Origin of the sequence: Inquilinus limosus MP06 (assembly GCF_000767795.1) — a bacterium.
Classification (GTDB): domain Bacteria; phylum Pseudomonadota; class Alphaproteobacteria; order DSM-16000; family Inquilinaceae; genus Inquilinus; species Inquilinus limosus_E.
Window position 1 is genome coordinate 19210 of sequence record NZ_JANX01000008.1, and the last position, 11393, is coordinate 30602.

At 66.9% G+C, this 11393-nt stretch carries 6 protein-coding genes and 1 tRNA gene; 1 reads left to right on the top strand and 6 read right to left on the bottom strand.

Annotation, left to right across the window (positions count from 1 at the left end; genetic code table 11):
• Positions 1 to 105 precede the first annotated feature (105 nt).
• The 5 genes from P409_RS01975 to P409_RS01995 form a co-directional block, all read right to left on the bottom strand.
• Entirely contained in the window at positions 106 to 2022 is a 1917-nt protein-coding gene (locus P409_RS01975) for an ABC transporter substrate-binding protein (protein WP_034831262.1), read from the bottom strand.
• A 260-nt stretch (positions 2023 to 2282) separates the two neighbouring features.
• A complete protein-coding gene (locus P409_RS37690; RefSeq protein ID WP_052119916.1) occupies positions 2283 to 3695 on the bottom strand; it encodes a calcium-binding protein in 1413 nt (470 codons plus the stop codon).
• Between the two features lie 598 nt (positions 3696 to 4293).
• Positions 4294 to 5430 carry an acetate/propionate family kinase gene (locus P409_RS01985; protein WP_034831264.1) on the bottom strand — a complete coding sequence of 379 codons (1137 nt, stop codon included), beginning with the start codon at positions 5428 to 5430 and terminating at the stop codon, positions 4294 to 4296.
• Positions 5431 to 5438: 8 nt separating this feature from the next.
• Positions 5439 to 7817 carry a phosphoketolase family protein gene (locus P409_RS01990; protein ID WP_034831266.1) on the bottom strand — a complete coding sequence of 793 codons (2379 nt, stop codon included), beginning with the start codon at positions 7815 to 7817 and terminating at the stop codon, positions 5439 to 5441.
• Between the two features lie 284 nt (positions 7818 to 8101).
• Positions 8102 to 9403: a hypothetical protein gene (locus P409_RS01995; RefSeq protein WP_034831268.1), complete on the bottom strand. Its 1302-nt coding sequence runs from the start codon at positions 9401 to 9403 to the stop codon at positions 8102 to 8104.
• A gap of 264 nt (positions 9404 to 9667) precedes the next feature.
• Between P409_RS01995 and P409_RS02000 the strand changes: the two genes are divergently transcribed.
• Entirely contained in the window at positions 9668 to 11056 is a 1389-nt protein-coding gene (locus tag P409_RS02000) for a DUF4910 domain-containing protein (RefSeq protein ID WP_081991137.1), read from the top strand.
• Between the two features lie 146 nt (positions 11057 to 11202).
• Here the strand turns inward: P409_RS02000 and P409_RS02005 are convergent.
• Positions 11203 to 11277, bottom strand: a tRNA-Thr gene (locus P409_RS02005).
• Positions 11278 to 11393: the final 116 nt, after the last annotated feature.

Below are 11393 nucleotides of genomic sequence, written 5' to 3' on the forward strand. Positions count from 1 at the left end.
CGGGATCTCGCCCAGTGCCGCGACAGATCCCGGGTCAGCGGCGCACCACTGCGTGCTGCGCTGCGCCCGGGATGACGGCGGGCATTGACGCCCGCCGCCGTTCGATCAGGACGGGTCGACCCAGAAGGTGTCGGGGCGGTAGACCCCGAAATGCGCCCCCGGGTCCCAGGAGAAGATGCCCTTCTCCGGCACGTTGTGCAGGCGGGTCTTGACCACGACCGGCTGCAGCACGCCCTGCACGGTGCCGATCGAGGTCACCTCGTCGGCCTGGATTTTCACCATCTCGCGCATGATGGCATCGCGCCGGGCGGCGTCGGTGGTGCCGCGCCATTCGGCATACAGGGCCATCAGCTTTTCGCCGAAATCGAGGTCCGGCTTCTCGCCGGCACCGCCGCCGGTCTGCACGAACTGGCCCCATTTCGGGTACTGCAGCCAGTTCTGGTCGACCGGCGCCAGCTGCGTCGGGCCCGTCGTCGGCGTGATCAGGCCGTTGTCCCAGCCCTGCCACACCGACATCACCGTGTCGCCGGCGAAGATCCGCTGCAGGAACACGTCGCGCTGCGACTGGGCGGTGTGCAGCGCCACGCCGATCTTGGCCCAGCTCTCGCGCACCAGCTGCAGCACATCGGCCTCCAGGCTGCGCTCGCCGGCGCTCTCGACCACGATCTCCAGCCGCCTGCCATTCGGCATCAGCCGGATGCCGTCGCCGTCGCGCTTGGTCAGCCCGATCTCGTCCAGCAGGGCGTTCGCCTTGTCCAGGTCGAACTTCGCCCATTCGGTCGCCAGCGCCTCGTCATAGTAGGGCGACTGCGGCAGCACCGTGTTCTGGCTCGGCCGGGCCTGGCCGAAGAACACGGTCTGGTTGATCTCGTCGCGGTCGACTCCCAGCGACAGGGCACGGCGGAAGCGGACGTCGCGGTTCAGCGCTCGCCAGTCCGGGTCGTTGCAGTTCAGGTTCGGGTACAGCGCGACCTCGGAGCCGAGCGCCGTCGGCCACAGCCGCACCTTGTAGCCGCCCGCCTGCTCGCCGGCCTTGAGGAAGCTGATATTGTCGAAGCGCAGGCCGCGGGCCTGCAGGTCGGCCTCGCCCGTGCCGGTCTTGGCCGGGATCAGCGAGCCCTCGACCACGTTGACGACGACGCGGTCGAGATAGGGCAGCTGCCGGCCCTGGCTGTCGACCCGGTGGTAGTAGGGGTTGCGGACGAAGACGAAGCGCTCCGCCGGCGGCTTGGTGGTGTTGACCCAGGGCTCCAGCACCGGCAGCTCCGGATTGGCCGAATCGATCAGCTTTTCCCGCTGCTTGTAGAGGGCGACCCAGTTGCGGGCGCCAGCCTCCTTCACCTTGGCGTCGAGTGCCGCGGCATCGGCGTATTTCTTGTGGAACTGCTTCAGGTAGTGCGCTGGCGCGAAGATGTAGAGCGGGGTCGCCCCGGCGATCGCCGGCAGGAAATCCGGGTTCGGCCTGGACCAGCTGTAGCGGACCGTCACCGCGTCCGGAAACTCGACCTTCGGCTGTTCGCCATCGACCAGCAGCCGGGTGTCCGGGCCATACGGCATCAGCTCCTTGTCCTGCGACACGTCCTCCCAGAAATAGCGGAAGTCGTCGCTGGTGAAGGGCTGGCCGTCCGACCATTTGTGGCCGGGCCGCAGATGCAAAGTGAACACCTTCTCGCCGTCGACATCGATCGACTGCAGGATGTCCGGGTGCAGCTGGAAGTCCGGCCCGTAGGCGACCAGCCGGGCGTAGCTGTAGGTGTTCATGATGCGGATGTCGCGGGCCCGGCCGACCATCCAGGCGATCTCGCCGCCTGGCTTGCCCGGCTCCTTCTTCTCCGCCGCCAGATCGACGATGGATGGATCCTGCGGCACGCGCTGCGCCACCGGCGGCAGCTTGCCGGCGGCGACGTCCTGCTCGTACATCGGCGTCTCCACCAGGATGGGGGACGCGGCGCCGGCCGGGACGGCGACAGCCAGCGCTGCGGCAGCTGCAGCTGCCGCGGCGAAACGGTGAATCCAGGTCATCTGCCTACCCTGTTGTGGGTTTTGGTCGTTTCCCTCGAAGGCTGGCAGTATCGGCCGCCGGGGGCGGCGTTGTGAAGCCGGACATTTCGGGCGGCTCGGTCTCGCCGCCGGTTCGGCGTCCGGTTGACAAAAAAAGCCGGATGGCTGGCGCGCCATCCGGCCGGAGAATCCTCCCGGAGCCATAGCCGCCGGCCGAGGCCCGCGGCTGTCGGAGAAAGGGAGGGCGGACGGCCTGTCGCGGCCGTCCGCCCTCCATCGGATCAGAGCACGAAGTCGCTCGCGGAGAGGACGTGCACGCCGGAGAGGCGGATCTGCATGTCGGCCGCGCCGTCCCCGTTGACGTCGACGAAGATGCCGGTCTGGAAGCCGGCGGTGACCGCGCGGACCTCACCCGCATGGTGCCCGAAGGCGGCCGAGCCGATGAAGGTCCCGCCGCTGACGATCGCCGACAGGTCGATCTTGTCGCCGGTCGCGAAGTCGGTGATCAGATCGGCCTTGGCATAGCCGACGCCGCTGTCGGCGGCCGCCGAGAACACGAAGTTGTCGGCCCCGGCGCCGCCAGTCAGCGTGTCGGCCCCGGCTCCGCCGTTCAGCGTGTCGATCCCGTCACCGCCGAACAGCTGGTCCTTGCCGGCCCCGCCGCTCAGGGTGTCGTCGCCGGTCCAGCCCGACAGCAGGTTGTTGGCGGCATCGCCGATCATAGTGTCGTTGAAGGCGCTGCCGGCGAAGTACTCGACGCCGGAATAGCTGTCGCCGGCCGCGTCGCCGGTGTTCGCCGAGGTGTCGGTCAGGTTCACCGTGACACCGGAAAGCGCATCGTCATAGTAGACGGTGTCGGCGCCGCCGGCACCGCCGTTCAGCGTGTCGCCCCCGGCCCCGCCGACCAGGCGGTCATTGCCGTCGCCGCCGTCGATGATGTCGTTCCCGGTCTCGCCGAACAGCGCGTCGGCTCCGGCGCCGCCGGCGATGGTGTCGTCGCCGCCTTCGCCGGAGATCATGTTGGCGCCGGCGCTGCCGGTCAGGTTGTCACCGAACTCGCTGCCGCGGATCCATTCGAAGCCGGTGATGGTATCGCCTGCCGCGTCACCGCCGCTGACGGCGTTGGTCTCGAGATTGACCGTCACCCCGCTGCTCGAGGTGAAATAGTCGACCATGTCGAGGCCGTTGCCGCCCTGCAGGACGTCACCGCCCCCTGCACCGCGCAGGATATCATTGCCGTCGCCGCCAATCAGCGTGTTGGCGACGGAGGTGCCGCCGAGGAAGTCGGCGAAGGCCGACCCGGTGAGATTGGTCATGCCGAGCAGGATGTCGCCCTCGGCGTCGCCGCCGCTGCCCACCGTCGCCAGCGTCAGGCCGAGATTGAGCCCGAGAAGATTGATGTTGACGTTGAGCAGGATCGACAGATCGACGTTCACGCCGGCGGACGACTCCACATAGGACGCGGTGTCCAGGCCGGAGACCTGGAGGCCGAGCAGGCCGCCCGTCAGGACAAGGATGCCTCCGACGATGAGGTCAGCCCCCTCGCCGCCTTGGAGGACGTCGTTCCCGGACCAACCCAGGAGCGCGTCGTTGCCTCCATTGCCGTCTATGGTGTCGTCGCCCAACGCGAGGACCGGCGACAATAAAAGCGTCGGCAGCACCTCGGCGGAATTGGTGCCTTCAAAATGAGACATGGTTATCTCCCCAAACCACGAATTTCAAAACAGGGACACAGTACATGATTGCCGATATTTCCAGAATGCCTTTGTTCGGTATGAAATATAGGAGGAAATGCTTTGGAGGTTTCTGTATCCGATGCTTCTGACCAAGAGGATGCGATGGTTGCGATGCAATTTTTGCTACTTATGATTTCAAGTTGTGTATTTTCTCTAATTTTAATAGAAATCACATGATCCGGCCGAGGGCTGCGGACATATCGAGTTGCACGAAGATTATGATCTTGCCGTCGGTGCGCTATGTTATTTCACTCGCTTGGGCATAATAGAACCGGAAAATTATCCTAGTCTCTTCCGGGGGACATGAGGCTCCTGGGACGCTCTCCCCAGTTTCCTTTCCCTGGCCGGGCGATCCTTTTGCGTGCGCGGTGACTCTCGAAACTCTCGGAATCCGAGCGTTTCGGCCTCGGGCCGGCCGAGCCTCATCGGCGCGTTTCAGCCAAGTCGCATGGCGAATGTTGTCATTATGCAACAGTTCCGGAATTTCGGAGCCGCAGCAGCGTAGGGTCTCTGAAACGGTCGGCCGCGCCACGCCGAACGCGGCCGGTCGCGGGACTCAGGGCTCCGCGATCCGGACCCGCAGCGCCTCGTCGGCCACGACCTGCTCCTCGTCCGTCGGGATCACCAGCACGGTGACGGGGCCGTCCGGCGCCACGCCCAACCAGCGCAAGTGGTCGCAGATCCGGTCGCGGATCTCCGGCTGGTGCTCGCCGATGCCGGCGGTGAAGACCAGGGCGTCGAGCCCGCCGAGCGTGACGGAGAGGGAGGCCACGGCCTGGGCGATGCGGAAGGTGAAGATGTCGATCGCCTTGGCCGCCGCCGGGTCGGCGCTGGCCAGCAGGTCGCGGGTGTCGCCGCTGATGCCGGACAGGCCCAGCAGCCCGGCGCGGTGGTACAGCAGGTCCTCGACCTCCTCGACCGCCATGCCGTCGGGCCCGAGCAGGTGCAGCAGCACCCCGGCGTCCAGCGCGCCGGGCCGGGTCGCCATCGGCACCCCGTCCAGGGCGGAGAAGCCCATGGTGGTCTCGACGCTGGCGCCATCCCGGAGGGCGCAGAGGCTGGCGCCGCTGCCGAGATGGGCGACGACCACCCGGCCCGCTGCCAGCTCCGGATGGCCGAGGCGCAGCGCGTCAGCGATGAAGCGGTAGGACAGGCCATGGAAGCCGTAGCGCTTGATGCCCCGGTCGTGCAGCGCCCGGGGAAGGGCGAAGCGGCGCACGCGGTCGGCCTGCCCGGCATGGAAGGCGGTGTCGAAGGAGGCGGTCTGGACGATGCCGGGCCGCAGCGCGCCCATTGCCTCGATCAGCCGCAGCGCCGGCGGCTGGTGCAGCGGCGCCAGCGGCACCAGCGCTTCCAGCGCGGCGAGCACCTCTTCGGTGATCCGGACCGGCCCAGTGAAAGCCTCGCCGCCATGCACCACCCGATGCCCGGCCAGAGCGAGGCCGTCGAGCCCCAGCCGGTCGTCCAGCACCCGCAGGCAGCCGTCGAGCATGGCCCGCAGGTCGCCGGCATGGGCAACGCCGAGCTCGACCGTGTCGGACACGCCTTCCGCCTCCAGCCGCAACGCCGGCGGCCGGCCCTTCAGGTCGAGCGCCGCCTTGACGCGGCGCACCGCCCGGCCGGAACGCTCCTCGAACAGGCCGAGCTTGATCGAGGAGGAACCGGCATTGAGGGCCAGGATTTCCGTGGGCATCGTCCGGCTCAGTCGAACGGCGCCGCGGTGCCGCGGCTGGGCCAGCGCCAGTCGGCGACGTCGGGCATGTCGCGGCCGTGCTGCCGGACATAGTCGTGATGCTCGGCCAGCCGCTCCTGGAACCGGCGGCGGGCCCGGTCGGCGTCGGCGCCGAGATGCGGCAGCCGGTCGATCGCGGCGATCGCCAGGTGGAAACGGTCCAGCTCGTTCAGCACCACCATGTCGAAGGGCGTGGTGGTGGTGCCTTCCTCGCGATAGCCGCGGACATGGAAATTGTCGTGGTTGGTGCGCTTATAGGTCAGGCGATGCACCAGCTGCGGATAGCCGTGGAAAGCGAAGATCACCGGCCGGTCGCGGGTGAAGAGGCGGATGAAATCCTCCTCCGGCAGCCCGTGCGGGTGCTGCTCCTTCGGCTGCAGCGCCATCAGGTCGACCACGTTGACCAGCCGGATGCGCAGGTCGGGCAACTGCTCGCGCAGCAGCGACACGGCGGCCACGGCCTCCAGCGTCGGCACGTCGCCGGCGCAGGCCAGCACCACATCGGGGTCGCCGTCGCCCTCATTGCTGGCCCAGCCCCAACGGCCGATGCCGGCCCGGCAATGGGCGGCGGCCTGGTCGATATCCAGCCATTGCGGCGCGGGCTGCTTGCCGGCGACGACGACGTTGATCCGGTCATAGGTGCGCAGGCAGTGATCGGTGACCCACAGCAGCGTGTTGGCGTCCGGCGGCAGGTAGATGCGGACGATGTCGGCCTTCTTGTTCACCACATGGTCGATGAAGCCGGGGTCCTGGTGGCTGAAGCCGTTATGGTCCTGCCGCCAGACATGCGAGGTCAGCAGGTAGTTCAGCGACGAGATCGGCCGGCGCCACTCCAGGTCGCGGGTAACCTTCAGCCATTTGGCGTGCTGGTTCACCATCGAATCGACGATGTGGATGAAGGCCTCGTAGCAGGAGAACAGGCCGTGCCGGCCGGTCAGGAGATAGCCCTCCAGCCAGCCCTGGCACAGATGCTCGCTCAGCACCTCCATCACCCGGCCTTCGGGCGCCAGATGGGTGTCCTCGGGCAGGATGTCCTCCATCCACACCCGGTCGGTCGCCTCGAACACGGCGTCGAGGCGGTTGGACGCGGTCTCGTCCGGCCCCATCAGCCGGAAGGTCCGTGGATTGGCCCGGATCACGTCGCGCAACAGCTGGCCCATCGCCCGGGTCGCCTCGCCCTGGACGCCGCCGGGCTCCGGCACCTCCAGGGCGAAGGCGCGGTGGTCGGGGACGCTCAGCTCCTGGCGCAGCCGGCCGCCATTGGCATGCGGGTTGGCGCCCATGCGCCGGTCGCCCTGCGGCGCCAGCGCCTGCAGCTCCGGCACCAGCCGGCCGGCCTCGTCGAACAGCTCCTCCGGCCGGTAGCTGCGCATCCAGGCCTCGAGCTGGGCGAGATGCTCCGGCTTGTCGGCCAGGCCGGACAGCGGCACCTGGTGCGACCGCCAGAAGCCCTCCGTCTTCAGCCCGTCGACCTCCTTCGGCCCGGTCCAGCCCTTGGGCGTGCGCAGGATGATCATCGGCCAGCGCGGCTGGGCCATGCCGTCGGCCAGCGTGCCCTGGCGGATCTCGCGGATGCGGCCGATGACGATGTCCAGCGTGGCGGCCATCGCCTGATGGGTCGGCATCGGGTCCGAGCCCTCGACGAAATGGGGCTCGTAGCCGAAGCCCTCGAACAGCCGCAGCAGCGACTCGTCGGTCATCCGGCCGAGGATGGTCGGGTTGGCGATCTTGTAGCCGTTCAGATGCAGGATCGGCAGCACCGCGCCGTCGGTTCTCGGGTTCAGGAACTTGTTGGAGTGCCATGAGGCGGCGAGGGGGCCGGTCTCCGCCTCGCCGTCGCCGATGACGCAGGCGACGATCAGGTCGGGGTTGTCGAAGGCGGCGCCGTAGGCATGGGCCAGGGCGTAGCCCAGCTCGCCGCCCTCATGGATCGATCCCGGCGTCTCCGGCGCCGCATGGCTGGGGATGCCGCCGGGGAAGGAGAACTGCCGGAACAGCCGGCGCATGCCCTCGCGGTCCCGGCCGACCTCCGGATAGATCTCGGAATAGATGCCCTCGAGATAGGTGTTGGCGACCACCGCGGGGCCGCCATGGCCGGGGCCGCAGATGAAGATCATGTCCAGGTCGTCGCGGGCGATCACCCGGTTGAGATGGGCGTAGATGAAGTTCAGCCCCGGCGTCGTGCCCCAATGGCCCAGCAGCCGAGGCTTGATGTGCCAGATCTCCAGCGGCTGCTCCAGCAGCGGGTTGTCGAGCAGGTAGATCTGCCCGACCGAGAGATAGTTCGCCGCGCGCCAATAGGCGTCGAGCCGCCCGAGGTCCCGGGTCTCGGCATGATGGTCCGTCATCGCTCCCACCCTCGCTGCCAGTCGATCCGAACGCGGCGCCGCCTCGGGGACGGCTCTGCCGCGCATCGATCCTACCGCAGCAATGGAGGCGGCCGGGGTTTCGGCCCGGCCCCTGGGACGATTTTTCCCAGGGGCGATCGCGGATCGATATGCGGGTATGGCGCAGCGGGTGGACAGGCCGCCGCGCCGGTTCCGCGCCCGGCGATGCAGCAACGCACCGCGACGGGCGGGCGAAACTGCATGACTGCATGGGCCGTGCCCAGCGCCGCCGGGGCCGACATGTCCTAGGTCGCCGCCGCGCCGGATGCGGCGGCGGACCGGCGCCTGGCAACGGCAATGGCAATCCAAAGCGCCGCGAAGGCGATGTCGTAGAAGATCCCATAGGCGCTTTGGATCGCATTGATCACCACGGCGGCCGCCACCTGGATCACGAAGCAGATGTAGAGCGGCAGGGCTGCGATGTCGCCGAGCAGGACCTTCCGCCGCGTCCATGAGACCAGGGCGCCGATGGCGAAGCAGAACATCGGCGTGAACGGACCGAAATCGACGTAGAATGGCCCGAACAGGGTGGTGTAGATGCCGACCCGCGGCATCAGGAACATCGCGGCCTCGCCATCATACGGCACGCCCCAGAGGATGGCTGCCAGGCGTGTCAATACATTGAAGCTATAGGTTCCGCCTTGATCGGCGTTCTGATAGTGCTCGACAAGATAGGCGAATTCAGGAACTCCATGAACATAGTATTGAATGAAAGTTGTTGCGATAAAGAGTGTATTTCTCCCCCATTCTGGTAATTTAGATGCAAAATAGAAGTAATCTTGTGTGACCGGAGCCAGGTGCGTGAAGGCTGAAAGCCTGATGACGTGTTCGACATTCAGGCCGATCTGTTGCAGGCGCTCGATGAATATGAGGCCGCCGGCATAGATCAGGCCGATGACGAGGGCGCAGCATAAAGCGATCACCTTCCGTGATGTGTGCGGGAAGATGACAAGCCGGGAAATGATGATCATCCCGAGGCTCATGAACATGCTGGACCGGGACCCGATGACGATCGTGAGGATCGGCCACAGGGTCGCCAGCCCGATCGCCTTCCAGGCGTGGCCGACACGCTCGCCATTCCGTTTCGCCACCGCGTGGATCATGTAGGGCACGATGGAGAAGGGGATCATGATGATGGAGGCCATGGCGAAGGCGTTCGTGCCGGCGCTTTCGATTTTCTCCCGGTTCTTCAGGAATTCGGTGTCGATCGACAAGCCCCGCAGGAAGACCCAGTCGGCAACCCGCAGGGAGATGCCGATCATGCCGATGACGAAGCTGATCTCGTAGATCTGCTTCAGCGTTCGGTGCAGGTCGGCCGGACGCATCGGCGGGGTGGCGTTCGTCCCCGGCTCGAACACGGCCAGGCCGAGCAGCAGGCCGATGAGGCAGCCGCCGAGGATCAGATACGGATAGTCGCTCCCGGCGCGATAGAGCCCGATCGGTGCCAGGAAATAAAAGGCGCCCCATGCGACGCATGCCGCCAGCAGGACACCGATCGGCGTCAGCTTCTGCGGGTTGATAAGGCTGAATCCGGAAGACTGGTCCATCGAAAATAGTCGATCATGAATTGACCGATCTTGGCCGCTCCGCCGGCAAATTGCCAGCCCCACGCGCTGCCCGAGCCGTCGGTCCTCCCGGCCCGCCCACCTTCAGCCCCCACCCTATTGCATACCAGCATAGGACGCAGAGCCCACTCGACTCACCCCCGCAGATCAGCCACGATCATCGCATATTGGGGGAATTTTAATAATGCTGTCTGGAGATGGTGGGATTGCCGCCCCGCTCCGAGCCCTGCGCGAGCACGGCGGGTAATGCCTGACATTGCGGCTTTCGACCGGTCCGCCATGGCCGATTGCGGCCAGGACATGCACGACTTCGTCCGGGCCCTGTTTCCGATCTGCCGCAGCCTGACCGGTGATGGCGTGCGCCAGACCCTGGCCCATATCCGGGGCCTGCTGCCCGGCCTGACCGTGCACGAGGTGCCGTCCGGCACCCAGGTGTTCGACTGGACCATCCCGGACGAGTGGAACATCCGCGGCGCCCGGCTGACCGGCCCGTCGGGCGAGACGGTGGTCGATTTCGCCGACCACAATCTGCATGTCGTCGGCTATTCCGAGCCGGTCGATATCGAGCTGTCGCTCGAGGAACTGCAGCCGCACCTCCATTCGATCCCGGAGAAGCCGGACGCCATCCCTTACGTCACATCCTATTACAAGCGGCGCTGGGGCTTCTGCCTGCCGGACCGGCGGCGCAAGACGCTGCCGCAGGGCCGCTACCATGCCGTGATCGACGCCACCCTGGCCCCCGGCCACCTGACTTATGGCGAGCTGATCCTGCCTGGGGCGAGCGACCGCGAGATCCTGATCTCGACCTATGTCTGCCACCCCTCGATGGCCAACAACGAGCTGTCCGGGCCGGCGGTCACCACATGGCTGGCGCGCTGGCTGTCCGAGCAGCCGCGCCGATACACCTATCGCATCGTCTTCATCCCGGAGACGATCGGGTCGATCACCTATCTGTCCCGCAACCTGCCGCATATGAAGGCGGCGACCGTTGCCGGCTTCAACGTCTCCTGTGTCGGCGACGATCGCAGCTACTGCTACCTGCCCAGCCGGCTCGGCGGCACCCTGGCCGATCGGGTCGCCCTGCACGTGCTGAAGCACCTGGCGCCGGACTACATCCATTATAGCTTCCTCGACCGCGGCAGCGACGAACGGCAGTACTGCGCGCCGGGGGTCGACCTGCCGGTATGCTCGATCATGCGGTCGAAATACGGTCGTTACCCCGAATATCACAGCTCGCTGGACAATCTGGATCTGGTGACCCCGGCCGGGCTGCGCGGCGCCTATGAGGCGCTCAAGGCCTGCCTGGTCTGCCTGGAGGGCAACACCGTCCCGAAGGTCACGGTGCTGTGCGAGCCCCAGTTCGGCAAGCGCGGGCCATCCGCGTCGTTGTCGGGGGACACGTCGGAAGACCGGTCGGCCCCGGCGGTCGTCACCATGGTCAACCTGATCGCCTATGCCGATGGCGACCACGACCTGCTGGCGATCGCGGAGAAGATCGGCGCGCCGATGTGGACGCTGATCCCGGTGCTGGAGAATCTGCGCCGGCACAACCTGCTCACCGACGCCCGCGCTCCCGCCGACGGGCGGTCCGAATTCCGTGAAAGACAGGCGGCCAGGCCTCGCGCGCGTCGGTGAGCGGGCCGCACGCCCGGCACTGCCGGCCGGCTTTACGGAGGATCTGCGGAGACGGTGCGTTCGGAAAATTGCATGGTGCAACTCGAAATTCGTTGCACGGCACAGATCGGAGCGCCTGATTTCCCCAAAAATATCAAAGGGAAGGGTGGTGCCGAAGCGGGGATTTGAACCCCGGACCTACTGATTACGAATCAGTTGCTCTACCCCTGAGCTACTTCGGCGCCGCAGGGCGCGCACCCTATACAGGGCACGCGCCGCAGCGTCAACGGCCTGGCAGCCTCAGGCCGTGGCGGCCGGAACCGGGGCGACGGCCGTGCCGGCGGCCGGCGGCAGCGGC

Bases quoted from the DNA above. Each gene is read 5' to 3' on its own strand.
- P409_RS01975 (WP_034831262.1), bottom strand. From the start codon at position 2,022: ATGACCTGGATTCACCGTTTCGCCGCGGCAGCTGCAGCTGCCGCAGCG.
- P409_RS37690 (WP_052119916.1), bottom strand. From the start codon at position 3,695: ATGTCTCATTTTGAAGGCACCAATTCCGCCGAGGTGCTGCCGACGCTT.
- P409_RS01985 (WP_034831264.1), bottom strand. From the start codon at position 5,430: ATGCCCACGGAAATCCTGGCCCTCAATGCCGGTTCCTCCTCGATCAAG.
- P409_RS01990 (WP_034831266.1), bottom strand. From the start codon at position 7,817: ATGACGGACCATCATGCCGAGACCCGGGACCTCGGGCGGCTCGACGCC.
- P409_RS01995 (WP_034831268.1), bottom strand. From the start codon at position 9,403: ATGGACCAGTCTTCCGGATTCAGCCTTATCAACCCGCAGAAGCTGACG.
- P409_RS02000 (WP_081991137.1), top strand. From the start codon at position 9,668: ATGCCTGACATTGCGGCTTTCGACCGGTCCGCCATGGCCGATTGCGGC.